The organism is Microbacterium sp. S1037, assembly GCF_048381605.1.
Lineage (GTDB): Bacteria > Actinomycetota > Actinomycetes > Actinomycetales > Microbacteriaceae > Microbacterium > Microbacterium testaceum_B.
The window spans coordinates 791,874-815,736 of sequence record NZ_JBLWIG010000002.1 but is presented as its reverse complement, the minus strand read 5'-3'; the positions used below and the strand labels follow the sequence as shown (position 1 = coordinate 815,736).

Below are 23,863 nucleotides of genomic sequence, written 5' to 3'. Positions count from 1 at the left end.
TCAGACCTGCGTTCCGCGTGAGGCCGCGGCATCCGGACCCGGGGCGAGGGTCACCACGGGGAGCGGCTCGGGGCGCTTCGCGAGCACGTGATCACCCGACGACTGATGGCGGAGCCGGCGCAGAACCCACGGCACGAGGTACGACCGTGCCCACACGAGATCCTTCTCGCGGGCGGCCCTCCAGGTCGTCGCCGCGAGCGCTTCGGGCTGCATCGGCTGGAGGTCGTTGGGGACGTTCAGCGCCCGCAGCACCATGCGCGCGACCTCGTGGTGGCCGAGGGGGTTGTAGTGCAGGCGATCGTCGTCGAAGAAGCGCATGTCCTGCACCTCTTTCAGCCCCCACTGGTCGGCGACGACGCAATCGTGCGCATCGGCGATCGCGCGGATGTTCTCGTTGTATATCGCGACCTTGCCCCGGATGCCGCGGAACACGGGCGTGAACTCCGTGTCGATGCCCGTGAACACGACGACCGTGGCGTTGTCGCGGCGCAGGCGGATGACGGCGTCCTCGAACTGCTGGGCCACGGCATCCGGATCGGTTCCGGGGCGGATGACGTCGTTTCCGCCCGCGGAGAAGGTGATGAGGTCGGGCTTGAGCGCCAGGGCCGGCTCGATCTGGTCGGCGACGATCTGCCCGATGAGCTTGCCGCGGACGGCGAGGTTGGCGTACGCGAAGTCGTCGACCTGGGCCGCCAGGACCTCGGCGACGCGGTCGGCCCACCCGCGGTGTCCGCCGTCGGGAAGGGGATCGCCGATGCCCTCGGTGAACGAGTCGCCCAGCGCCACGTAGCGGCGCCATGGGTGTGGACCGGCGTTGTCGGGCGAGGGCGAGGTACGGGGCGAGTGCGGATCGAGTGTCATCGAAACCTCCGACCCCCAGGCTAACCCCGGCCTCCGACACGGCAAGGGGCGCGGCCGGCGGGCGCGGCGCGGCGGGTACGCTCGGCTGCCCACCCATAAACGCGATCCACGCGTGGAAACACGTTCTCCCCGCGTTTATGTGAGCGAATCGCGTTTATGGCCGGTGCGCGGGCCGATCCGTCCACACCTCGGCGCACGCCCGGTCGGCGGTGACCTATCGTTGATGTTCGCGCTCGCGAGGGATGGAGGTTCGATGCTGGAAGACGAAGCCCGCACCCAGAACCTGGAACACCCTCCGACGCCCGCCGACGGCGGCGCGCCCCTGAAGATCGCGAGCCCCGGCCCCATCGCGAGCCCTGGCCCGGTTGCGAGCCCTGGCCCGGTTGCGAGCCCTGGCCCGGTGGCCAGCCCTGGCCCGGTCGCGAGCCCAGGCCTGGTGGCGAGTCCCGGTCCGGTCGCGAGTCCCGGCCCCATCGCAAGCCCTGGCCCGTCGGCGAGCCCGGGCCCCGCTCCCGTGTCTCCCGCTGCCGCGCGCATCGAGCCCGCGGCATCCGCTCCCGTCGATCCCGCGCACGCCACCGCGCCCGTTGCCGACCACCCGATGCCGGGCGACGCCCCGGCTCCGCTCGACAGCACCGAGCCGCACTTCGGGTCGTTCGCGGCCGAGCACCTCTCGCCCTCGTTCCCGCAGCGTGCGCCCTGGGGAACCGCGCAGCGTCTGCGCGCGTGGCAGGCCGAGGCACTGGATCAGTACTTCGGCTCCGACGGACCCGACGGTGTGGGCAAGGGCCCCCGCGACTTCCTCGCCGCGGCCACCCCGGGCGCCGGTAAGACCACGTTCGCCCTGCGCCTCGCGTCCGAGCTCATGCGTCGGCGCGTCGTCGACCGAATCGTCGTGGTCGCCCCCACCGAGCACCTCAAGTCTCAGTGGGCCGAGGCGGCCGCGCGGGTCGGCATCCGTCTCGATCCGTTCTTCTCGAACCGCCACGCCACGCCCTCGCGGCAGTACCACGGCGTCGCGGTCACCTACGCCCAGGTCGCGGTCAAGGCCGAGGTGCACCAGCGTCTGACGATGGATGCCAGAACCCTCGTCATCCTCGACGAGGTGCACCACGGCGGCGACGCCCTCAGCTGGGGCGACGCTCTGCGCGAGGCCTACAGTCGAGCGACCCGCCGGCTGCTGCTGTCGGGAACGCCGTTCCGCAGCGACACCGCGCCCATCCCGTTCGTCGAATACCACCCCAACTCCAAGGGGATCCGCCTTTCCCGCACCGACTACGCCTACGGCTACAAACGTGCCCTCGAGGACGGCGTCGTCCGGCCGGTCTTCTTCCTCGTCTACGCCGGGCAGATGCGCTGGCGCACCAAGGCCGGTGAAGAGATGGAGGCCCAGCTCGGCCAGGACAACACCAAAGACATCACGTCCCAGGCCTGGCGCACGGCGCTCGACCCGAACGGCGACTGGATCCCCGCGGTCCTCCGCTCGGCCGACCGGCGCCTCACCGAGGTCCGCGAGACGGTTCCGGATGCCGGTGGCCTGGTCATCGCGACCGACCAGACCGCCGCGCGCGCCTACGCCGCCATCCTCGAAGACATCGGGGGAGAGAAGGTCACCGTCGTCCTCTCCGACGAGGCCGAGGCCTCGAGCCGCATCGAGGAGTTCTCCAAGGGCACGAGCCGCTGGATGGTCGCCGTCCGCATGGTGTCGGAGGGCGTCGACGTCCCGCGTCTCGCCGTCGGCGTCTACGCCACGAGTGCCTCGACGCCGCTGTTCTTCGCGCAGGCCATCGGCCGTTTCGTCCGCGCGCGGCGTCGCGGTGAGACCGCGAGCGTGTTCCTGCCGAACGTGCCCCAGCTGCTCGCCCTCGCCGGCGAGATGGAGGCCCAGCGCGAGCACGCCCTCGACCGCGACAGCGACGCGGACGACCAGTGGAACGCCGAAGAAGACATGATGGATGCCGCCGAGCGCGAGGACAAAGCCTCCGACGCGCTCGAGCAGGAGTTCGAGTATCAGGCGCTGGGTTCGCTCGCGCACTTCGACCGCGTGATGTTCGACGGGCAGGAGTTCGGCCAGCTCGCGGTTCCTGGAACCATCGAGGAGGAGGAGTTCCTCGGCATCCCGGGCCTTCTCGAGCCCGAGCAGGTGCACGAGGTGCTCATGTCGCGCGCCACGCGGCAGTCGCGGCACCGCTCCACGCGCGAGGCGAACGAGAAGGAGAACGGCGTCGAACCGCCCTCCGTCGACGAAGGCGGGCTGCCCGCGCCGCTGCACCGCACGCTCAAAGAGCAGCGCCAGCTGCTCAACACGATGGTCGGTCTCTACGCACGGCAGAGCGGGGAGCCGCACGGCCTCGTCCACGCCGAGCTCCGGCGCCTCTGCGGGGGGCCTGCCGTATCGCACGCGACCGTCGCGCAGCTGCAGGCGCGCATCGACCTGCTGCGCAAGCGCGTGCACTCCTGACTCTCGACTCGACGAGCTACTGCGTCGTCCCCCAGGGCGCCGGCTGACGGCGGGGTGGCGCGCCGGTGCGTGGTCCATCTGCATGACCGGCGGGGCGGAAGGTACTCGTGCGCCCTCGGGGACCCTGCACGAGTCGATCGGTCATGCAGGTGTGCTGCGCCGTGACTTCGCGCGCCCGAAATGCTGGTACCGGCGCCCCGGCACCCGCGTCATCCCGGCCTTCGGAAGCCCGAAATGCTGTCAGTCTGGGCGACGCGCCCGAGCGTGCGAGTTCGCCTCACTACGGTGGGGACGACCCGAAGGAGCCCCGTGACGACCGCCGCCACACCCACCGCCCGCGACCGCCGCCGCTGGGCGCGTTACCTCGTCGACGAACGTGCCGAGGCGCGCGTCTATCGCGAACTCGCGTCCCGTCGCACCGGCGAGGAACGCGACATCCTGCTCGCCCTCGCGGAAGCCGAAGGACGCCACGAGCAGCACTGGATCGACCTGCTCGGCGAGAAGCCGCAGCGTCTGCCGCAGCCCGGCCTCGGAACCCGCCTGCTCGCCTGGATGGCCCGCCGCTTCGGTTCGATCTTCGTCCTCGCCCTGGCGCAGAACGCCGAGGCCCGCTCGCCCTACGCCGACGAGCCGTACGCGACCGCGGCGATGGCCGCCGACGAGCGCGTGCACCACGAGGTGGTCCGCGGTCTCGCCGCGCGGGGGCGTCGGCGTCTGTCGGGGACCTTCCGCGCCGCCGTCTTCGGTGCGAACGACGGGCTCGTTTCGAACCTCGCCCTGGTGATGGGCGTGGGTGCAACCGGCGTCGCGCCGAGCTTCGTGCTGTTCAGCGGCGTCGCCGGGCTCCTCGCGGGGGCCCTCTCGATGGGCGCCGGCGAGTTCGTGTCGGTGCGCTCGCAGCGCGAGCTGCTCGAAGCGACCGAGGAGAGCGACTTCGCCGACTCGGCTCTGCCCCACCTGGATCTGGATGCCAACGAGCTCGCGCTCGTGTACCGCACCCGCGGCATGGAACCCGACGACGCCCTCGCGAAGGCGCGCGAGGTCGTCACGGCCGCGCAGGCCGGAACGGCCCCCGCCGCGGCCGCTCCGGGGGAGTCGTCGCACGAGGTCGTCGGCAGCGCGTGGGGCGCGGCGCTCTCGAGCTTCCTGTTCTTCGCCTCCGGCGCCATCATCCCGGTGCTGCCGTGGATCTTCGGCCTGTCCGGCCTCGTCGCGGTCGTCGTCGCGCTCGCCCTCGTCGGCGTGGCTCTGATGGGCACCGGTGCGATGGTCGGCCTGCTCTCGGGTGCGTCGCCTCTCAAGCGCGGCCTGCGTCAGCTCGCGATCGGCTTCGGCGCCGCCGCGGTGACGTACGTTCTCGGGTTGCTGTTCGGGGTGTCGGCGGCCTGAGGCCGCGGCGCGCCCCGGCTGTGGCGCGGCCCGCGGCTCTCCCTGAGCGCGCTGGCGGTGTCCGCCGTTCGTGCGCCATCGCGTTTATGCGTGGTCGACGGCGCTGCGCCCGGCGGCATCCCCGGCACAGCGGACGCGCCCCGCCCCGCGCCCCAGACACGCCGCACGCCGCCTCGCGGCGCACCGCGGGAGCGTCGGCGGCGGGCTATCCGCGGCTGGCGGCGACGCGCGCGGCCTCGCGCACCGCGGTGACGTTCTTCCGCCCGGCCCGCGAGCCCGCGAGCTTCGCCGCGATGTGTTCGCGGACCGTCACCGGCTCGTACAGCGCCGGTGCCTCGCGCGTCACGAAGTGCGGGAGCGGAGCGATGACCGCGTCGGCGTTGCCGTCGTGGAAGAACGCCGCCGAGCGTCGGCGCTCGATCGTGCCGTCGATCACCGGGGGCTTCACCCGGTGCAGCGTCGACATCCACTTGTCGTTCGTCAGCCGAGCCGCGACGTCGCCGAGATTGACCAGCAGGGCACCGTCGGCCGGCGATACGTCGTTCCACGATCCGTCCTGCCCGAGCACCTGGAGCCCGGCGACCTGGTCGGCCCAGAGCACCGTCACGAGGCCGAAGTCGGTGTGTTCGCCCATGCCCGTCAGCTCCGCACCCAGCTCGATCGAACCGGGCGGGAGGGCGTAGTTGTTCATCCGCAGCACGTCGATCGAGTGGTCGGTGAGCGTGTCGAAGAAGTCCTCGCGCACCCGGAGCGCCGCGGCGAGGATCCGCGTGAGGGTGTGGGCGACTCTGCGCGCCTCGTCGAAGTACGTCTTGACCGCGCCGCGGAAGGACGGCACGGCATCCGGCCACGTGTTCTCGGCGTAGTCCTCGACCGTGGTGCTCGTGCCGGGGTAGTCGCGCCACGAGGCTCCCACGTTGAACGCCTCGAAGAAGTCGTTCATCCGCGTCACCGGGTCGACGCCGAGGCTGTAGCTCAACGACTCGCTCTTGGGCGGGCTGTAGCCGCGGTTCTCGGCCGCCGGTCGCACGTAGGCCTTCTTGGCATCCAACGGCAGCGCGAAGAACTCGTCGAGCGCTCCCGTCAGGCCCGAGACGACGGAGTCCGGGATGCCGTGACCCACCACCTGCATGAAGCCCACGGTGCGTGCCGCATGGTCCATCGCCGCCACCACGGCGGCTCGGGCGTCAACCGACCCGTCGCCGACCCAGGCGGAGATGTCGATGAGGGGAACCGCGAATGGAGGCATGCTCCGACGCTAGGGCGGGTGTGTCACGCGGGTGTTACTGAGGTGTCACGGTTGGGCGGGGCTTGCGTGCCGGAGCACGTCGAAGAACGCCGGCGGCGTGGGCCCGACCCGATCCCCGGAGAAACGAAGAAGGCCCCGGACGAATCCGGGGCCTTCTTCGTTTTGTGCGCGAGGGGGGACTTGAACCCCCACGCCCTAATACGGGCACTAGCACCTCAAGCTAGCGCGTCTACCTATTCCGCCACCCGCGCATCTGGGTGTGTGTTGCTTGCGCAACGAGGAACGACATTACCACGACCGGAGCCCCGTCTCGAACCGAGCGTGCACCCCGGGCGCGGCTCGGCGGCCGCGAGGCCTGCGAGGGCCCGCCGTACGCCGACACAGGACGGTTCGCAGGTCCGCGCCCGGGTACCGTAGTGCGCATGCCCGAGCTCGAGAACGACGTGCCCGAGGTCGCCCGTGTGGCGTCCGACCTCATCCGGTTCGACACCTCGAACTACGGGGGTGGACGCTCGAACGGCGAACGCGAGGCGGCCGAATACGTCGGCGCATACCTCGAGGGACTCGGCCTCGCGACCGAGTACTACGAGCCGATCGCCCGCCGCACGAACGTCTGCGCGCGCGTGCCCGGCCGCAACTCCGACAAGCCGGCGCTGATCCTGCACGGACACCTCGACGTGGTGCCCGCCGTCGCCGAGGACTGGAGCGTCGATCCGTTCGCGGGAGAGATCCGCGACGGCATCCTGTGGGGCCGCGGAGCGGTCGACATGAAGGACATGGATGCCATGATCCTCACCGCCGTCGCCGATGTGCTGCGCGCGGGGGAGCAGCCTGAGCGCGACATCATCGTGACCTTCTTCGCCGACGAGGAGAACGGCGGCGTCGAGGGCTCCGCCCTGGTCGTGAAGGATCGGGCGCACTGGTTCCGGGGTGCCACCGAGGCGATCAGCGAGGTCGGCGGTTACTCGATCGCGGTCGGCGACCGTCGCGCGTACCTCCTGCAGGTGGGGGAGAAGGCCCTCATCTGGATCAAGCTCATCGCCCGTGGCCGCGCGGGGCACGGCAGTGGCCTGCATCCCGACAACGCCGTCACCCGGCTGGCGGAGGCGGTGGCGGCCCTGGGCCGCACCGAGTGGCCCATCCGGCTCACCGACACCACGGCGGCGCTGCTGAACGGCCTCGCCGACATCACGGGCGACGACACGGGCGACCCCGACGCGCTCGCACTGCGCACCGGCGCGGCATCCAGCTTCATCCGTTCGACGCTTCGGACCACGACCAACCCCACGGGCCTGACCGCGGGCTACAAGCACAACGTGATCCCCGACCGGGCCGAGGCCCTCATCGATGTGCGCGTCCTCCCCGGCACCGAGGAGGCGGCCCTCGCCGACATCCGTCGGATCGTCGGGCCCGACATCGAGATCGAGGTCGTGCACACCGACATCGGTCTCGAGGTGCCGTTCTCGGGTGACCTCGTCGACGCGATGGTCGCGCAGCTCGGCCGTCATGACCCCGGCGTGCCGGTCGTGCCGTACCTCATGGGTGGCGGCACCGACAACAAGGCCCTCGCCGGCCTCGGAATCTCCGGTTACGGGTTCGCGCCGTTGCGACTCCCCGCCGATCTCGACTTCACCGGGATGTTCCACGGTGTCGATGAGCGTGTCCCCGTCGACGCGCTCGAGTTCGGTCGACGAGTCCTCGCCGACCTCATCCGAACGTACTGAAGGACCGCATGCATATTCTCGAGGTCATCATCCTGGGGCTCGTTCAGGGCCTCACCGAGTTCCTCCCCATCTCCTCCAGCGCCCACCTGCGCATCGTGGGCGAGTTCCTCCCGTCGCAGACCGACCCCGGCGCGACGTTCACCGCCATCACCCAGATCGGCACCGAGCTCGCGGTGCTCCTGTACTTCCGCAAGAAGATTGCCCGCGTGCTCTCGCGCTGGTTCCTGTCCCTCACGGGCCGTGTCCCGCGCAACGACCCCGACGCGCGCATGGGCTGGTACATCATCATCGGCACCGTCCCGATCGGTGTGCTCGGCTTCCTCCTGCAGAGCCTCATCCGCGACAACTTCCGCAGCCTCTGGATCACCGCGATCGTCCTGATCGTCTTCGGCATCCTGCTGGGCCTCGCCGATCACTACGGCAAGCGTCGTCGCGACCTCGACGACCTCACGGTCGGTCACGGCTTCGCCTTCGGTTTCGCGCAGGCTCTGGCCCTGGTTCCGGGCGTTTCGCGCTCGGGCGCGACCACGACGCTCGGCCGTGCACTCGGCTACAAGCGCACGGCTGCCGCCGAGTACTCGTTCCTGCTCGCCGTGCCGGCGGTGTTCGCGAGCGGACTGTACGAGCTCTACAAGAGCTTCGACGAGGGCACCGGTCCCTACAACCTCGGCGAGACCGCCATCGCGACCGTGATCGCGTTCGTGGTCGGCTACCTGGTCATCGCGTTCCTCATGCAGTACCTCAAGCGCGGCAGCTTCCTGCCGTTCGTGATCTACCGCGTGGCGCTCGGCATCCTGATCATCATCCTGCTGCTGACCGGCGTCATCCCCGCGGTGTCGACGGTCATCACCAGCTGATCCCGGATGCCACGACGGCGCCGTCCCCTCGGGGCGGCGCCGTCGTCGCGTCCGGGGGAGCCCCCTCGGCGTCCGAGGTCTCGAGCCCGCAGAAGGGACCCGGCCCCGTGCGGCGGAGCTCAGCGGCGCGGCGGGTCGTCGCGACCGGGCTTGCTCGGCCCGTCGCCTCCGCGGCGCAGGTAACGCTCGAACTCCTGGGCGATCGCGTCGCCGGAAGCCTCGGGGGAGTCCCACGTGTCGCGGGTCTGCTCGAGCTGGCGGATGTACTCGCTCATCTCTTCGTCGTCCGCCGCGGCCGCGTCGATCGACGCCTCCCACGCGACGGCCTCGGCGGCGAGATCACCGCGCGGGACCTCGATGCCGGTGATCGACTGCAGGCGGTCGAGAAGCGCCAGGGTCGCCTTCGGCGACGGGGTGTGACCCGCGACGTAGTGCGGCACGCTCGCCCACAGGCTGGCGGTCGGGATGCCGACCCCCTCGGCCGCGTGACCGATCGCGCTGAGAATGCCCACCGGACCCTCGTACAGGCTCCGTTCGAGGTCGAGTGCCTGTCGGACGCCCTCGTTGTCGCTTCCCGCGAAGACCGAGATCGGGCGCGTGTGCGGCACGTCCGACATCATCGAGCCGAGCGCGACGAACCCCGTCACGTCCTCGCGGAGGGCGACGTCGATGAACTCGGCGGCGAAAGCCTGCCACGCGCGCGCGGGTTCGACCCCGACGAGCAGCCAGATCTCCGCGTCGTCCGATCGGTGCGCCGGGCGCAGCAGACGCGCCTCGGGCCACGTGAGCGTGCGGTGGCCCTCGGCATCCAGGCCGATCTGCGGACGCGTGTACTGATAATCGAAGTAGAGCTCGGGGTCGACCGTGTGCACCACTTCGTACTCGGTGTCGGCGCGCAGAAGACTCGCGGCGGCGGACGCCGCCTCTCCCGCGTCGTTCCATCCGTCGAAAGCGGCGACGATGATCCGGCGACCCAGTGCGTCCACGCGACCTCCTCTGCCCCGGGAAGGGCTGGGTTCCAGGATAGGCGCATGCGCTCGCGGCGAGCGGTCCGGCGGGGCGCGCTCGATACGATGGAACGATGACCTCTTCCGCGCCCGCCGCCGTCCTCTGGGACATGGACGGCACTCTTGTCGACACGGAACCGTTCTGGATGGCCGCCGAGACGCCCCTGGTCGAGCGCTTCGGGGGAACGTGGTCGCACGAGCAGGCGCTCGGCATGGTCGGCCTCGCCCTCGAGGATTCGGCCCGCCTGCTGCAGAACGCGGGCGTGCCCTGGGGTGTCGACGAGATCATCGCGTACCTCACGGACGAGGTGCTGCGTCAGCTCTCCGTGGTCGGCGTGCCGTTCCGTCCGGGGGCGCGGGAACTTCTCGCCGACCTCCGGGCGAACGGGGTGAAGACAGCGCTCGTGACCATGTCGATGCGGCGGATGGCCCTGTCGGTGACCGAACTGATCGACTTCCCGGCCTTCGACGTCGTCGTCGCCGGTGACGACGTCGAGCGCCCGAAGCCCTATCCCGACCCCTACCTCCAGGCGTGCGCAGCGCTCGGCGTCGACGTCGCCGACGCCGTGGCGATCGAGGACTCGCCCAACGGGCTGCGCTCTGCCCTCGCCAGCGGCGCCGTCTCGCTCGGCGTGCCCCTCATGGTTCCGCTCGACGGTCTCGGCGCCGACGCGCTCTGGCCGACCCTCGATGGCCGCACCACCGCCGACCTCCGCGCGCTCCACGCCTCGCGGCGCGAGACGCCCGCCTTCCCCACCGCTTCGACCACCACCCCGCAGGAGACCCGATGAGTGAGACCCCGCACCTGAGCGGCCCGTTCCGGGCCGGCGATCGCGTGCAGCTGACCGGCCCCAAGGGGCGCCTGCACACGATCACCCTGCGCGAGGACGGTGAGCTGCACACGCACAATGGCGTGCTGAAGCACTCGCTGCTCGTCGGCGAGCCCGACGGAAGCGTCGTCACGAACAGCGCGGGGCACGAATACCTCGCGTTGCGTCCGCTCCTGCGCGACTTCGTCATGTCGATGCCCCGCGGGGCGGCGATCGTGTACCCGAAGGACGCGGCGCAGATCCTCTCGGCGGCCGATATCTTCCCCGGCGCGACCGTCGTCGAGGCCGGTGTCGGCTCCGGTGCGCTGTCGCTCTGGCTGCTCCGCGCGATCGGTCCCGCGGGACGCCTCGTGTCGTTCGAGCGTCGTGAGGAGTTCGCCGACGTCGCCCGTGCGAACGTCGAGACCTTCCTCGGTGGCCCTCCCTCGACCTGGGATGTCGTCGTGGGCGACCTCGTCGAGAGCCTTCCCACCGCCGTCGAGCCGGGCTCGGTCGATCGGGTCGTGCTCGACATGCTCGCGCCGTGGGAGTGCATCGACGTCGCCGCCGACGCCCTCACGCCCGGCGGAGTGGTGCTCTGCTACGTCGCGACCGCCACGCAGCTCAGTCGCGTCGCCGAGTACATCCGCGCGACGGGTCTGTTCACCGATCCGGATGCTTCCGAGACCATGGTCCGCGGGTGGCACGTCGAGGGTCTCGCCGTCCGCCCCGACCACCGGATGATCGCGCACACGGGCTTCCTCCTCACCGCGCGTCGGCTCGCGCCGGGCGCCGTGCCGCCCGAGGTCAAACGGCGCGCGTCGAAGTCGAGCTACGGCGACGAAGACGTGGAGCTGTGGACGCCGGGGGCTGTCGGCGATCGCGAGATCACCGACAAGAACCTCCGCAAGCGCGTGCGCGAGGCGCAGAAGGCGGCCGACGGGGTGCGTCGGCGCCATGACCTCCCAGCGCCCTCGGCGGATTCATCGGACGCGACGCCCTAAACTGTTCCGGTGCGTAGACTCCCCGCCTTCGTCGCCGTGACCGCCCTCGCCGGATTCGGTCTCGTCGGATGCTCCGCCTCCGCCGGCGCCTCGTGCCCGACCCCGACCGCCGACCCCGCGTTGTCGGCGGCGATCTCGGCGACGGGCGACGTGGGCACCGCGCCGACGGTGAACCTGCGCAGCCCCTACCTCCCCACGCAGACGGCGGTCGACACGCTCGTTCAGGGCGACGGTGAGAAGCTGACCGAGGATGGCCAGCAGGCCTTCCTCGATGTGACCGTGGTCAACGCCGCGACGGGCGAGACGGCGATCGCGACTCCCTACGCCGCTGACTTCTCTCGGCCGCTCACCCTGCTCGAGCTCGAGAAGAACATTCCGGGCGTGGGCGAACTCCTGCACTGTGCGGCCGAGGGTTCGCGGGTGGCCGTCGCGCTTCCGAGCGACACGCTCCCCGCCGAGCAGGCCCAGGGTCTCGGCCTGACGGCGGGCGCTCCGGCGGTGTTCGTCTTCGATGTGCGCAAGGTCTTCCTGCCCGCCGCCGACGGCGTCGAGCAGTTCAACGCCGGAACCGGCATGCCCTCGGTCGTGCGCGCCCCCAGCGGCCAGCCCGGCGTCTCGTTCCCGCAGAACGATGCGCCGACCGACGTGCGCACCGAGACGCTCAAGAAGGGCGACGGCGAGGTGCTGACGGCGGACTCGAACGTCATGATCCACGTCCTCGGTGTCGCCTGGGGTGCCAAGACCACCTTCTTCTCGACCTGGGAGAACGGTGCTCCCGGCCAGGCGACCGCATCCCAGCTGCCGCCCTCCCTGGCCTCGGTGCTCGAGGGGCAGACGGTGGGATCGCAGGTCCTCGTCGTCGTTCCCGCCGACCAGACCTCGGCCGACCAGCAGGCGCTGCGCGCGCCCGCCGACAAGGCCCTCGTCTACGTCGTCGACATCCTGGGCACGGTCGGCTGACCCGGCCCGAGGCGGTTCGTCCGCGCGGCCCGGTTCGCCGTCGCGCCATCGCGTCGCTTGATCGCGCTGCGGGGAGGGACCGTCGTCCCCTCCGCGCCTAGGATGGGCGAGTGCCCGCCACCAGCTCCAGAAGCGCTCCCGAGGAGCGACTGGTCAACCTCGTCGTCGCCCTCATGGCGACCGAGCAGGGGCTGACGAAAGAGACGATCCTCTCCTCCGTGGCCGGGTACCGCGAGCAGCTCGAAGCCGGAGCGTCGAAAGATGCGCTCGAGAAGATGTTCGAGCGCGACAAGGAGAACCTGCGCGGTCTCGGCATCCCGATCGAGACGATCGGCGAGCGAGCCGATCCCGACGACCTGCGTGAAGCGCGGTACCGCGTTCCGACGGCGGAGTACGCCCTCCCCGACGACATCTCGTTCAGCCCGGCCGAGATCGCTCTGCTCAACATCGCCGGCGACGTCTGGGGCAGCGAGTCGCTCTCGGCCGACGCGCGAAGCGGTCTGCGCAAGATCCGCGCGCTCGGCATCGCCGTCGACGAGCCGATCATCGGCTACGCGCCGCGGATCAGAGTCCGTGACGCGTCTTTCCCGACATTCCAGAGGGCGATCGAGGAGTGCCGCGTCGTCACGTTCTCCTACCTCCGCCCGGGTGAGCCCCGTCCGCGCGAGCGGCGGATCCGCCCCCTCGCCCTGGTCGAGTACGAGGCGCGCTGGCACGTGTTCGGTTTCGATCTGACGATGGATGCCGATCGCACGTTCTTGCTCTCCCGGGTCGTCGGCGACGTTGTCGTCACCCGCGAGAAGTTCTCGCCCTCTTTGCGGCAGGGCGCGGGGGAACGCGCTCTGGCCGGTCTCCACGAGGTCGCGAGCCGTCAGCGTGCTCTCCTCGAAGTGCATCCCGGCACCGAGGCGGCGTTGCGGCTCGCCCGTCGGGCGCTGCCGGCTCCGCAGGGCGTCATCGTCCCCTACGTCGACCTGCACGTGTTCGCCGACGAGCTCGCGTCGTACGGGCCGGAGGTCCGCGTCGTCGAGCCGCAGAGCCTGCGGGACGAAGTGGTCCGTCGGCTCGAAGCCACCCTCGCGCTGCACGGGGGTGCGGCATGACCGCCGAGCGGCCCCTGCAGGCGCTGGACCGTGCCGCTCTGCTCCTCCAGCTCGTGCCGTATCTGATCGGCAAGGGCGAGGTCTCGGTCGCCGAGGCGGCGAAGGAGTTCGACGTCACACCCGGGCAGATGCGCGCCATGGTCGAACGGCTGACCGTGATCGGGTTGCCGGGGGAGCGGGGCTACTGGCAGCTGCCGAACGAGCTGTTCGACATCGATTGGGACCTCCTCGAACGCGAGGACATCATCGCCATGACGAACACGGTCGGGCTCGAGCGGTCTCCGCGGCTGACCGCCCGTGAGGCCGCCGCGCTGCTGGCCGGTCTGCAGCTTGCGCGCACTCTTCCCGGCGTCGCCGACAACGAACTCGTCACCGGTCTGCTGGCCAAGCTCTCGCGGGGCGCGTCGTCGAGCCCACCACCGGTCATCGTGGCATCCGGCCCCGTCGACGGGGTGCGGGACGTCGTCGACCGCGCGTTGCGCGCCCGGGTCGCGGTGAGTTTCACGTATCGAGCGCCGGGTGCGGGGCCGACCCTGCGCACGGTCGACCCGATCAAGGTCCACATCGCGAACGACCAGTGGTACCTCCAGGGCTGGTGCCACACGCGGCAGGCCGTACGGACATTCCATCTCGACCGGGTGAGCGATCCCGTGCTGACCGACATCCCCGCTGAGCACGGCGCTGACCCCGTCCCCGACCTGTTCGCCCCCGCGGACGACGACGTCGTCGCCCGATTCCGCTTCCCGCGCGAGGTCGCTCCGCTGCTCGCGGACTACCTCGAACGCGCCGATATCGCCGACGACGGCGACGCGTCGATCGCGTCGCTGCGCCTCGCCGACGAGCAGAGCCTGAAGAGACTCGCCGCGCGACGGGGCGGCGATGTCGAGCTGCTCGAGCCGGAAGGGGCGCGGCGGGCAGCCGCCGCCTGGGCCGCGGCCGGTCTCGCCCAGTACGCCAGTTGACCGAAGGGGTGAACCTTGCCCGTGATCCGGGCTTTCGTGCACCTGCGCGGGTTAGACTGACGATCACCCCCGAGACTGACGAGGAGTCATCATGTTCCAGGGAATCACCGGAGTACACCTGCTGATCGTTCTCGCGGTCATTCTCCTTCTGTTCGGCGCGACCAAGCTCCCGGCGCTGGCGAAGAGCGTGGGGCAGTCCGCTCGTGTCTTCAAGAACGAGATGAAAGAGATGAAGCGCGACGACGAGGTCGACGCCGGCAACACCGACGCCACGCGTGCCACCGAGGTCGGCACGGCCACGGCCGCGGCCCCCGAGCAGCGCAAGCCGAACGACACCCCTGTTTAAGGCGTGACCACGGCAGGACCCCCGCGGATCGACGTTCCGGAAGGACCGCGGCGCGACAAGCGCATGTCGATCGGCGCCCATCTCATCGAGTTGCGCAAGCGCCTGATGATCGCCGCTGCGGCGCTGATCGTCGGGATGATCGTCGCGTTCGCGATCACCTCGCCCGTGATCGAGTGGATCACCGTCCCGGTCCGCGAGATCGCCGCTCAACGCGGCGACAACCTCTCGGCCATCAACTTCACGGCGGTCACGTCGGCGTTCGACCTGCGAATGCGGATCGCCTTCACTATCGGCATCTTCCTGTCGGCGCCGATCTGGCTGTGGCAGATCTGGGCGTTCATCATGCCCGGCCTCACGCGCAAAGAGATCCGCTACACGATCGGTTTCGTCGCGTCCGCCGTGCCGCTGTTCTTCGGCGGGTGCTACGTCGGCGTGCTGATCGTCCCGCACGTGATCCAGCTGATGTGGAGCTTCACGCCGACGGGCGCGGCCAACCTCTACAACGCGGCCGACTACTACGACTTCGTGTTCAAGCTCATGCTGGTCATCGGCGTCGCCTTCGTGCTGCCCGTCTTCCTCGTCGCCCTGAACGTCGCCGGCGTCATGAGCGGCAGGGCGATCCTCAAGGGGTGGCGCGTCGCTGTTCTCATCGCGACGCTGTTCGCCGCCCTGGCCACCCCGGCCGCCGACATCGTCAGCATGCTCATGCTGGCCGGCATCCTGGTCGTGCTGTTCTTCGCGGCGGCCGGTGTGTCGATGCTCTTCGATCGCCGCAAGGCGCGCCGCATGGCCGCTGAGGGCCTGCTGGGACCGACCGCGTGAGCGGACTCAGCCCGGCTGATCGCTTCGCGCGGGCCTCGGCCCGCTCCGCGCACCCTCACACCGCCGACTTCGCCGAGGCGCAGAGTTTCGAGCTCGACGATTTCCAGATCGCCGGATGCCACGCTCTCGAGGACGGGCGCAGCGTTCTCCTCGCGGCACCCACCGGTGCCGGCAAGACGATCGTGGGGGAGTTCGCGATCCACCTCGCGATGCTCGAACCCGGTGACAAGGCCTTCTACACGACTCCGATCAAGGCCCTGTCGAATCAGAAGTTCCACGAGCTCCAAGAGGTCTACGGCGACGACCAAGTCGGACTGCTCACGGGCGACACGAACATCAACGCCTCGGCGCGCATCGTCGTGATGACGACCGAGGTCCTCCGCAACATGCTCTACGCCGACTCGCCGGCGCTGCGCGGCCTCCGATTCGTGGTCATGGACGAGGTGCACTATCTCGCCGACCGCTTCCGCGGCGCGGTCTGGGAAGAGGTGATCATCCACCTCCCGCGGTCGGTGAAGCTCGTCTCGCTGTCGGCGACGGTCTCCAACGCCGAGGAGTTCGGCGACTGGCTCGACACGGTCCGCGGAGACACGGAGGTCATCGTCTCCGAGACGCGGCCCGTGCCGCTCGAGCAGCACGTGCTCGTGCGCGGCGATCTGCTGCCCCTGTTCGACGATCGCGCGGGCGTCGCCACGGCTCAGGTGAATCAAGAGCTCCTCCGCATCCGCGGCGGCAACGCCGGAGGGTACGAGAACAACCGCCGCGCCCAGGAGTACCGCTCGCAGCGTCACGCGGGTGGTCCGCGCCACGCGCACCAGCGTCGCGGCGGGCACAAACCTGTCCGTGCGTCGCAGGGGCCTCGCATCGAGCGCATCGACCGACCCGAGGTCGTCGAGCTCCTCCAGCGCAACCATCTGCTCCCGGCGATCTTCTTCATCTTCAGCCGCGCGGGCTGCGACGCCGCCGTGCAGCAGCTTCGCCGCGCGAACGTCCGGCTCACCTCCGCCGAGGAGCGCGTCGAGATCCGGCAGATCGTCGACGAGCTCACGTTCACCCTCAAGGATGAAGACCTCGCGGTCCTGCGCTTCTGGGAGTGGCGGGAGAACCTCGAGCGCGGCATCGCCTCGCACCACGCGGGGCTCCTGCCGGCGTTCAAGGAGGTCGTCGAAGAGCTCTTCCGGCGCAAACTCGTCAAGGTCGTCTTCGCCACCGAGACCCTCGCTCTCGGCATCAACATGCCCGCGCGAACCGTGGTGCTCGAGAAGCTCGAGAAGTTCAACGGCGAGGCCCGGGTCGCGATCACGTCGGGGGAGTACACCCAGCTCACCGGGCGGGCCGGGCGACGCGGCATCGACGTCGAGGGTCACGCCGTCGTGCAGTGGACCGAGGGCCTGGATCCTCAGTCCGTGGCATCCCTCGCCTCGCGGCGCACGTACCCGCTCAACTCGAGCTTCCGGCCGACGTACAACATGGCGGTCAACCTCATCGATCAGTTCGGGCGGTCGCGCGCGCGAGAGATCCTCGAGTCGTCGTTCGCCCAGTTCCAGGCCGACCGTTCGGTCGTCGGCCTCGCCCGGCAGGTGAAAGAGGCGGAGGAATCGCTCGCCGGCTACGAGAGCGCGATGACGTGCGACCGCGGCGACTTCCGCGAGTACTCCACGATCCGCCGCGAACTGAGCGATCTCGAGAAGATCAATCGTCGGGATGCCACGGCCCCCCGTCGTCTGCGCGACGAGCGACAGCAGCAGATCCAGTCCCTCCGTCGCCGGATGCAGCGGCATCCGTGCCATTCGTGTCCCGACCGTGAGTCGCACGCGCGGTGGGCCGAGCGCTACTGGAAGCTCAAGCGGACGACCGACAAGACCCGTCAGCAGATCGATCAACGCACGGGAACGGTCGCGCGGGTGTTCGACCGGGTCGTCGAGGTCCTGGCGACGCTCGAGTACGTGTCCACCGACGACGACGGGTCGACCGTCCTCACCCCGGCGGGACGCACGATGCGGCGGATCTACGGCGAGCGCGACCTCCTCGTCGCCGAATCCCTTCGCCAGCGCCTGTGGGACGACCTCGACGCCCCCTCGCTCGCGGCGCTCGCGTGCTGCCTCGTCTACGAGCCGCGACGCGACGAAGCCGGACCGGGCGAGCGGGGGCTGCCCCGGGGTGCCTTCCGCGGGGCCCTGGATGCCACGCAGACGCTCTGGCAAGAGCTGGACGACCTCGAACGCGACCACCGCCTCCCGGGGTCCGAGTCGCCCGCCTCGGGCTTGGCGCCCGCCATGCACGCGTGGGCGAAGGGACTGCCGCTCGACAGCGTGCTGACGCTCGCCGACATGGCCGCCGGCGACTTCGTGCGCTGGGCCAAGCAGACCATCGACCTGCTCGACCAGATCTCGCTCGTCGCGGAGCCGAAGCTCGCCAGGACCGCGCGGACGGCGCTCGACGCGGTGCGCCGCGGGATCGTCGCCTACACCTCGGCGTGAGCCTCGGGCAGAAGCGTCACCTGAGCGCGGGGACGATTCCGGCGATTTAGGCTGGGAGGGTGCCCCTCGCCGAGTCGCCGCGACCGATCGTCCCGCTGGCGATCGCTGCGCCCCTGTCCGCGGCCGCGGGTCTTCTGCTCGTCACGGCCTACCCCGCGCTCGCGTGGTGGCCGATGGCCTTCCCCGCCGTGGTGATGGCCCTCGTCGCCCTCGCGGGGCGACGCTTCTGGGCGGCGGTGCTGGTGGGTCTCCTCTTCGGGGCGACCTTCTTCTCGGTCAACCTCCTCTTCACCGCGCGCTACCTCGGTCCCATTCCGTGGATCGCGCTCTCGACGCTCGAGGCCCTGCTGACGGCGGTGTTCGCGGTGCCCATCGCTCTCGCGTACCGCTGGCTTCCGCGGGTGATGCCGGGCCTCGTCGGTCGACTCGTCCTGCTTCCCGCTCTCGTCGCGGGCCTCTGGACGCTCCGCGAGCAGATCGTCGGGTCGTGGCCGTACGGCGGGTTCCCGTGGGGGCGAATCGGTGTGTCCCAGGTGAACGGCCCGTTCGCGGAGGTCGCGTCGTGGGTCGGGATGTCGGGACTGACCTTCCTCGTCGTGATGCTGTGCGCGATGGTGATCGAACTCGTCCGGGCCGGGCGCTTCCGCGATCTGCGGCGCGCCGTGCCGGCGGCCGTGCTGCTCGTCGTCCTCGTCGCGCTTCCGCAGTTCCCCACGACGGATGCCGGTTCGATGCGCGTGGGCGCCGTGCAGGGGAACGGGCCCGCGGGCTACTTCGACCAGCGCGCGCGGGGCGCTGTCTTGAACGCCCAGCTCGCGGCATCCGCCCCGCTCTTCGGCCAGGACATGGACGTGCTCCTGTGGCCCGAGGGTGGCGTCGACTCCGACCCCACGACCTCGTCGCAGACCGCCGCGGTGCTGGATGAGCTGTCCCGCCGCGTCGACGCGCCGTTGATCGTGTCGGCGGTCACCGAACGGGGACCCGAGCTCTTCAACTCGTCGCTGTTGTGGACCGCCGACGGTGGGCCCGAGCAGACGTACGACAAGCGGCATCCGGTGCCGTTCGGCGAGTACGTTCCGGACCGGGCGTTCTGGGAGCCGTTCGCTCCCGACCTCATCGGCCTCATCGGCCGCGAGTACACGCCCGGCACCGCGCGGCCGCTGTTCGATCTGAACGGCATCGGGGTGGGGCTCGCGATCTGCTTCGACGTGATCTACGACGACGTCGTGTGGGACGGTGCCGACGACGGCGCCGAGGTCTACATGTTCCAGACGAACAACGCCGATTTCCGCGGCACGGACGAGAACCTGCAGCAGCTCGCCTTCGCCCGGATGCGCGCGATCGAGACGGGTCGCTCGGTCGTGAACATCTCGACCGTCGGTACGAGTCAGGTGATCGCTCCCGACGGGGCGACGCTCGCCGAACTCCCGGTCGACGTCGCCGGGCACATGATCACGGACGTTCCCCTGCGCACCGGACTGACACCGGCCGTCGTCATCGGTCCGGCGGTGAAGATCGTGCTGGGCGCCGGTTCGCTCGTCGCGCTCCTCGTCGCCGGGCTGTCGGTCGCGGTGCGCTCGCGCAGACAGAGGAAGACGCCGACCCCCGAGGGGGCCGGCGTCTGAACTCTTCGGTCAGCGTCAGGCGCTGATCTTCTGATCCCCGGCGCCGCGGCGTGCGCGGACGAACGCGAGGCGCTCTTCGAGCAGCTCCTCGAGCTCGGGAATCGTGCGGCGCTCCAGAAGCATGTCCCAGTGGGTGCGCGGAGCCTTGTCGTCGCTGTGGTCGACGGTCGCGGTGCCCTCACCGATCCGCAGGAGTGCCTCTGCACCACAGGTGCGGCACTCCCAGGACTGGGGAACCTCGGCGTCAGCCGCGAAGGTCAGGACGGTGTCACGCCCGCAGGTGCTGCAGGAGTAGGTGTGCTGCGCGCGGTCGTGGAAAACGACCCCGTCTTCGCTCTGAAGGCTCTGTGCGCCGAGTCGGATGCCTCGAAGACTGCGATCTGCCATTGTGTGGTCCTCTCGTCGGTCCCCATGTATAACGACCGCACCTGTGCGCTTTATTCGAAATGAGCGCGTGCTGGCAGAACTCACAGGCGATGCTCAGGACCCCGGGTGTTCAGCGGCCGTTCACCAGTTCGAGCGCGATGTCGCCGCGGTCGGTGACCAGACCGTCGACGCCCATCTCGAGCAGGCGCATCATGTCGTCGCGGTCGTTCACGGTCCAGACGTGCACCTCGACGCCGACGGCGTGCGCGATGCGGAGAAGTCGCGGCGTGAGCACGCGCACCGGTCCCTGCCGCTCGGGGATCTGGAGGGCGTCGAGGCCGCGCAGCACGCGTCGGGCGACGGGTGCGACGCCCGTGGCGACGGCGGCGACGAGCCGCGCGACGGTCGCCGATCCGGGCGAGGTCGCCGGTCGCACGCTCGCTCCCGCGGTCATGGCCGCGTCGAGGGCGCGCCGCCGCCGCTCCTCCGAGAAGCTCGTCAGGAGGACCCGGTGCGCCTGGGCGGCGACCAACCGGCCCACGGGGTCGGCGGCCGCCTCGGCTTTGACGTCGAGATTGAATCGCGTGTCGGGGAACGCCTCGAGGGCCTGTTCGAGGGTGATGAGCCCCCCGTGGTCCGACATCACCTCTTCGAGCTCGTGCAGGCGGACTTCTGCTATTCGTCGGGGGTCGCCCGTGACGCGGGCGAGGTCGTCGTCGTGGAAGAGGACGACGACGCCGTCGGCCGTGAGATGGCAATCCGATTCGACGTACGCGAGACCGACCGCATGGGCTTCGGCGACCGCCGCGAACGAGTTGTCGACGACCCCCGCCGATGCGGCTTCGGCGGTGACGAGGCCGCGGTGCGCGAGCACCCGCGGCGGGTCGCCGGCGGCGAAGTAGGGGTGACGCGGCGCGCTCGAAGGAATCATGTCGGGGGCCTCCGCGGGCAACGTAGCACGCGGGTGGGACACGCCCATGAACCCGGTCCGAGCCCGGAGCGAAGCGGGTGCGGCTCGGTAGGGTGGGAAGGTCGTCCGCGCCGTCACCGGTGCGCGGCTCGATCACGAATCGTCAGGAGAATCCGTGTCCCAGACCCTTCCGTCCGGCTCCCTGAGCGGCAAGACCGCCCTCGTCACCGGCTCGTCGCGCGGCATCGGCGCCGACACCGTGCGCTACTTCGCCGAGGCCGGTGCGAATGTCGTCATCAACTTCCGCAACAAGGCGCCCCGTGCCGAGAAGCTCGCCACGCAGCTGCGCGAGCTCGGTGTCGAGGCCCTCGTCGTGGGTGCCGACCTGACCGATCCCGAATCGGTGAAGGCGATGTTCGACGAGGTCGAGCGCACCTTCGGCGGTCTCGACATCCTCGTGCTCAACGCCTCGGGCGGCATGGAGTCGGGTATGGCCGAGGACTACGCCCTCGTGCTGAACCGCGACGCACAGATCAACGTGCTCGAGACGGCCCTCCCGCTGCTGAAGGACGACGCCCGCGTGGTCTTCGTCACGAGCCACCAGGCGCACTTCATCCGCACGACGCCGACCATGCCGGAGTACGAGCCGGTCGCCCTGTCGAAGCGTGCCGGCGAGGACGCCCTGCGCGAGAAGATCCCCGCTCTCGAGGAGCGCGGCATCGGCTTCACCGTGGTCTCTGGCGACATGATCGAGGGCACGATCACCGCGACCCTGCTCGAGCGCGCGAACCCGGGCGCCATCTCCGCCCGCCGCGAAGACGCCGGCAAGCTCTACAACGTCGCGGAGTTCGCCGCCGAGGTCGCTCGCGCGGCCGTCGACCCGGTGCCCGCCGACAACACGCGCCTCGTCGGAGACACGGGTTCGTTCGGAGGCGAGTGAGCGTGCGTCCGGTCGACATCGAGGCGCTCATCTCCGTCGGACGCCCGGTCCTCTCCCCAGACGGCGGGTTCGTCGTCTTCGCCACCTCCCGTCCTGACCTCGCCGCGGACCGCGGCGTCGGACAGCTCTGGAGAATCGACCTGCCCGCCGGTCCGCCGCGTCGTCTGACCCGGGGCGTGGCCGACCGCGCGCCGCGCGTGTCGCCCGACGGTGGCACGATCGCGTTCCTCCGCGCCGATGATCAGGGCCGTGCCCAGATCTTCGCCGTGGCCGCGGGCGGCGGCGAGCCCGTGCAGGTCACCGACCAGCCCGGCGGCGTCACCGATCTCGCCTGGTCACCCGACGGCAAACGTCTCGCGTTCTCGGCGCGCGTTCCCGAGCCCGGCCGTTACGGCACGGTGAAGGGTCGGGATGCCGCGGCCGAACCGCCCCGTCGGGTCACCGGCATCCGTTGGCACGCGAACGGGCTGGGCTACCTCGATCGCCCCAACCGCCTCTTCGTCGTGGACGCCCCCGCGACGGATGCGGAGCCGTTCTACGCACCGGCTCCGTCGCTCGACGAGACCGAGAAGCGTGTCGTCGCCGAGGAGCCCACCCGCCTGACGGCTGGGGAGACGAGCTGGAACGGGGTCGTGTGGACGCGCGACGGCGCCGAGATCCTGAGCGTGCCCGACGTCATCGAGGCCGATCGCCCCGACCTCCGCGACCGCGTCGTCGCCGTCGCCGTCGACGGGAGCGGCGAGCGCGAGGTGCTCGGCCGTGACGCCGACCTCTCGATCGCCGAGGTGGCCGTCGCTCCCGACGGCACGGTCTTCGTGCTCGCGAACGACGTGGGGCCGGAAGGGCTCGACTTCGTCGCCCCGGGGATTGCGCTGTTCGCACTCGAGGCTGAGGGCCCGCGGTGCCTCACGGACGCCGAGACGATCGACCTCGGCGAGGGTGGCAGCCACATCTCGTTCGACGGCGACGACGCACTCGTCCAGGACCGCACGCGCGGCCGCCTGCGCCTGCTGCGCGTCACGCGCGGGGGAGAGGTGACCGAGGTGCTCGGGGGAGACCTCGAGGTGAACGGGCACGCCGTGGCGAACGGGCGGGTTGTGGCATCCGTCGCTTCACCCGAGTCCTTCGGAGAGGTGATCCTGGTCGAGGGGCGCGAGGTGCGCGCTCTCACGGACTTCGGTGCCGGCGTGCGCGAGCGCGGGGTCGTCGTGCCCGTCGAGCACGAGATCGTCGGCCGCGACGGTTACCCCGTGCACGGTTGGGTCGCCACGCCCGAGGGGGAGGGGCCCTTCCCGGTCATCCTGCAGATCCACGGTGGACCCTACGCCTCGTACGGCGTGCACGTGTTCGACGAGACCCAGGTGCTCGTCGACGCGGGCTACGCGGTGGTCTACAGCAACCCGCGTGGCAGCGCCGGCTACGGCCGCGCCCACGGGCGCTCGATCCGTCAGCGGATGGGCACGCTCGACTTCTTCGACGTCATGGACTTCTTCGACGGTGTCGTGTCGGCCGACCCGCGCCTCGACGGAGACCGCGTCGGCGTGATGGGCGGCTCGTACGGCGGGTACATGACCGCGTGGGTGATCGCGCACGATCACCGCTTCGCGGGGGCGATCGTGGAGCGCGGCTTCCTCGACCCGACCGCTTTCCCCGGTTCGAGCGACATCGGCTCGTTCTTCGGCCAGGAGTACGTCGGGACCGACCCCGACCGGATCGCGGCGCAGAGTCCGATGGCCGTCGTCGATCAGGTGCGGACGCCCACCCTCGTGCTGCACTCCGAGCTCGACTTCCGCTGCCCGCTCGAGCAGGCGACGCGCTACTACGCGGCGCTGAAGCGACAGGGCACCGAGGCCGAGATGCTCATCTTCCCCGGGGAGGATCACGAGCTCACGCGCGGCGGTCGCCCCCAGCATCGCGTCCAGCGCTTCGACGCGGTGCTCGACTGGTGGAACAGGTATCTGCCGATCGCCTGACACACGAGAGGGGCC

The 23,863-nt window shown here is 70.4% G+C and carries 20 protein-coding genes and 1 tRNA gene; 15 read left to right on the top strand and 6 right to left on the bottom strand.

The window, feature by feature from the left end:
* The gene (locus ACMW4R_RS14610) at positions 1-861 is read right to left on the bottom strand and encodes an SGNH/GDSL hydrolase family protein (protein WP_058628780.1); all 861 of its coding nucleotides are present in this window, start codon (positions 859-861) and stop codon (positions 1-3) included.
* A gap of 601 nt (positions 862-1,462) precedes the next feature.
* On the opposite strand from ACMW4R_RS14610, the gene ACMW4R_RS14605 reads away from it, so the two are divergent.
* Entirely contained in the window at positions 1,463-3,322 is a 1,860-nt protein-coding gene (locus ACMW4R_RS14605; RefSeq protein WP_418300272.1) for a DEAD/DEAH box helicase, read from the top strand.
* 309 nt (positions 3,323-3,631) lie between these two features.
* Positions 3,632-4,711, top strand: coding sequence for a VIT1/CCC1 transporter family protein (locus ACMW4R_RS14600; RefSeq protein ID WP_153001271.1), 1,080 nt, complete (start codon positions 3,632-3,634; stop codon positions 4,709-4,711).
* Between the two features lie 205 nt (positions 4,712-4,916).
* Here ACMW4R_RS14600 and ACMW4R_RS14595 read toward each other — a convergent pair whose 3' ends face one another.
* Together ACMW4R_RS14595 and ACMW4R_RS14590 are read right to left on the bottom strand one after the other, a co-directional pair.
* Positions 4,917-5,960 (bottom strand): isopenicillin N synthase family dioxygenase, encoded by a 1,044-nt coding sequence (locus ACMW4R_RS14595; protein ID WP_418300226.1) that lies wholly within the window; start codon positions 5,958-5,960, stop codon positions 4,917-4,919.
* A gap of 165 nt (positions 5,961-6,125) precedes the next feature.
* A tRNA-Leu gene (locus ACMW4R_RS14590) sits at positions 6,126-6,211 on the bottom strand.
* 171 nt (positions 6,212-6,382) lie between these two features.
* Here ACMW4R_RS14590 and ACMW4R_RS14585 point away from each other — a divergent pair.
* Together ACMW4R_RS14585 and ACMW4R_RS14580 are read left to right on the top strand one after the other, a co-directional pair.
* A complete protein-coding gene (locus ACMW4R_RS14585) occupies positions 6,383-7,684 on the top strand; it encodes a M20/M25/M40 family metallo-hydrolase (RefSeq protein WP_418300225.1) in 1,302 nt (433 codons plus the stop codon).
* A gap of 8 nt (positions 7,685-7,692) precedes the next feature.
* Positions 7,693-8,541, top strand: coding sequence for an undecaprenyl-diphosphate phosphatase (locus tag ACMW4R_RS14580; RefSeq protein WP_058597918.1), 849 nt, complete (start codon positions 7,693-7,695; stop codon positions 8,539-8,541).
* Between the two features lie 119 nt (positions 8,542-8,660).
* Here ACMW4R_RS14580 and ACMW4R_RS14575 read toward each other — a convergent pair whose 3' ends face one another.
* Positions 8,661-9,527 carry a PAC2 family protein gene (locus ACMW4R_RS14575; protein WP_058597917.1) on the bottom strand — a complete coding sequence of 289 codons (867 nt, stop codon included), beginning with the start codon at positions 9,525-9,527 and terminating at the stop codon, positions 8,661-8,663.
* A gap of 95 nt (positions 9,528-9,622) precedes the next feature.
* On the opposite strand from ACMW4R_RS14575, the gene ACMW4R_RS14570 reads away from it, so the two are divergent.
* The 9 genes from ACMW4R_RS14570 to lnt all read left to right on the top strand — a co-directional run bounded on the left by ACMW4R_RS14570 (position 9,623) and on the right by lnt (position 19,659).
* A complete protein-coding gene (locus ACMW4R_RS14570; protein WP_418300224.1) occupies positions 9,623-10,339 on the top strand; it encodes an HAD family hydrolase in 717 nt (238 codons plus the stop codon).
* Positions 10,336-11,361 carry a tRNA (adenine-N1)-methyltransferase gene (locus ACMW4R_RS14565; RefSeq protein ID WP_418300223.1) on the top strand — a complete coding sequence of 342 codons (1,026 nt, stop codon included), beginning with the start codon at positions 10,336-10,338 and terminating at the stop codon, positions 11,359-11,361. Before ACMW4R_RS14570 ends, ACMW4R_RS14565 begins: the two co-directional genes overlap by 4 nt.
* Positions 11,362-11,370: 9 nt before the next feature.
* Positions 11,371-12,321, top strand: coding sequence for an FKBP-type peptidyl-prolyl cis-trans isomerase (locus ACMW4R_RS14560; protein ID WP_418300222.1), 951 nt, complete (start codon positions 11,371-11,373; stop codon positions 12,319-12,321).
* Positions 12,322-12,431: 110 nt separating this feature from the next.
* On the top strand, positions 12,432-13,424 hold the full coding sequence (locus ACMW4R_RS14555) for a helix-turn-helix transcriptional regulator (protein WP_058628782.1): 993 nt from the start codon (positions 12,432-12,434) through the stop codon (positions 13,422-13,424).
* Positions 13,421-14,386 (top strand): helix-turn-helix transcriptional regulator, encoded by a 966-nt coding sequence (locus tag ACMW4R_RS14550; protein ID WP_418300221.1) that lies wholly within the window; start codon positions 13,421-13,423, stop codon positions 14,384-14,386. The genes ACMW4R_RS14555 and ACMW4R_RS14550 overlap by 4 nt, the downstream gene beginning before the upstream one ends.
* A 91-nt stretch (positions 14,387-14,477) precedes the next feature.
* On the top strand, positions 14,478-14,732 hold the full coding sequence (gene tatA / locus ACMW4R_RS14545; protein ID WP_418300220.1) for a twin-arginine translocase TatA/TatE family subunit: 255 nt from the start codon (positions 14,478-14,480) through the stop codon (positions 14,730-14,732).
* A gap of 63 nt (positions 14,733-14,795) precedes the next feature.
* Positions 14,796-15,554, top strand: coding sequence for a twin-arginine translocase subunit TatC (gene tatC, locus ACMW4R_RS14540; RefSeq protein ID WP_058597910.1), 759 nt, complete (start codon positions 14,796-14,798; stop codon positions 15,552-15,554).
* Positions 15,551-18,034 carry a DEAD/DEAH box helicase gene (locus ACMW4R_RS14535; protein ID WP_418300219.1) on the top strand — a complete coding sequence of 828 codons (2,484 nt, stop codon included), beginning with the start codon at positions 15,551-15,553 and terminating at the stop codon, positions 18,032-18,034. Before tatC ends, ACMW4R_RS14535 begins: the two co-directional genes overlap by 4 nt.
* Positions 18,035-18,093: 59 nt before the next feature.
* On the top strand, positions 18,094-19,659 hold the full coding sequence (lnt, locus tag ACMW4R_RS14530) for an apolipoprotein N-acyltransferase (protein WP_418300218.1): 1,566 nt from the start codon (positions 18,094-18,096) through the stop codon (positions 19,657-19,659).
* A 15-nt stretch (positions 19,660-19,674) separates the two neighbouring features.
* On the opposite strand, the gene ACMW4R_RS14525 is transcribed toward lnt, so the two are convergent.
* Both ACMW4R_RS14525 and ACMW4R_RS14520 read right to left on the bottom strand, forming a co-directional pair.
* Positions 19,675-20,046: an RNA polymerase-binding protein RbpA gene (locus ACMW4R_RS14525; protein ID WP_058597908.1), complete on the bottom strand. Its 372-nt coding sequence runs from the start codon at positions 20,044-20,046 to the stop codon at positions 19,675-19,677.
* 109 nt (positions 20,047-20,155) lie between these two features.
* The gene (locus tag ACMW4R_RS14520) at positions 20,156-20,956 is read right to left on the bottom strand and encodes a glycerophosphodiester phosphodiesterase family protein (protein WP_058613541.1); all 801 of its coding nucleotides are present in this window, start codon (positions 20,954-20,956) and stop codon (positions 20,156-20,158) included.
* A gap of 154 nt (positions 20,957-21,110) precedes the next feature.
* On the opposite strand from ACMW4R_RS14520, the gene ACMW4R_RS14515 reads away from it, so the two are divergent.
* Positions 21,111-21,875: an SDR family oxidoreductase gene (locus ACMW4R_RS14515; protein ID WP_058628083.1), complete on the top strand. Its 765-nt coding sequence runs from the start codon at positions 21,111-21,113 to the stop codon at positions 21,873-21,875.
* Positions 21,876-21,877: 2 nt separating this feature from the next.
* Positions 21,878-23,848 carry a S9 family peptidase gene (locus ACMW4R_RS14510; RefSeq protein ID WP_418300217.1) on the top strand — a complete coding sequence of 657 codons (1,971 nt, stop codon included), beginning with the start codon at positions 21,878-21,880 and terminating at the stop codon, positions 23,846-23,848.
* Positions 23,849-23,863 lie beyond the last annotated feature (15 nt).

Coding starts and splice junctions, on each gene's coding strand:
- ACMW4R_RS14610 (WP_058628780.1), bottom strand. CDS start 861: ATGACACTCGATCCGCACTCGCCCCGTACCTCGCCCTCGCCCGACAAC.
- ACMW4R_RS14605 (WP_418300272.1), top strand. CDS start 1,463: ATGCCGGGCGACGCCCCGGCTCCGCTCGACAGCACCGAGCCGCACTTC.
- ACMW4R_RS14595 (WP_418300226.1), bottom strand. CDS start 5,960: ATGCCTCCATTCGCGGTTCCCCTCATCGACATCTCCGCCTGGGTCGGC.
- ACMW4R_RS14585 (WP_418300225.1), top strand. CDS start 6,383: ATGCCCGAGCTCGAGAACGACGTGCCCGAGGTCGCCCGTGTGGCGTCC.
- ACMW4R_RS14580 (WP_058597918.1), top strand. CDS start 7,693: ATGCATATTCTCGAGGTCATCATCCTGGGGCTCGTTCAGGGCCTCACC.
- ACMW4R_RS14570 (WP_418300224.1), top strand. CDS start 9,623: ATGACCTCTTCCGCGCCCGCCGCCGTCCTCTGGGACATGGACGGCACT.
- ACMW4R_RS14565 (WP_418300223.1), top strand. CDS start 10,336: ATGAGTGAGACCCCGCACCTGAGCGGCCCGTTCCGGGCCGGCGATCGC.
- ACMW4R_RS14550 (WP_418300221.1), top strand. CDS start 13,421: ATGACCGCCGAGCGGCCCCTGCAGGCGCTGGACCGTGCCGCTCTGCTC.
- tatA (WP_418300220.1), top strand. CDS start 14,478: ATGTTCCAGGGAATCACCGGAGTACACCTGCTGATCGTTCTCGCGGTC.
- tatC (WP_058597910.1), top strand. CDS start 14,796: ATGTCGATCGGCGCCCATCTCATCGAGTTGCGCAAGCGCCTGATGATC.
- ACMW4R_RS14525 (WP_058597908.1), bottom strand. CDS start 20,046: ATGGCAGATCGCAGTCTTCGAGGCATCCGACTCGGCGCACAGAGCCTT.
- ACMW4R_RS14520 (WP_058613541.1), bottom strand. CDS start 20,956: ATGATTCCTTCGAGCGCGCCGCGTCACCCCTACTTCGCCGCCGGCGAC.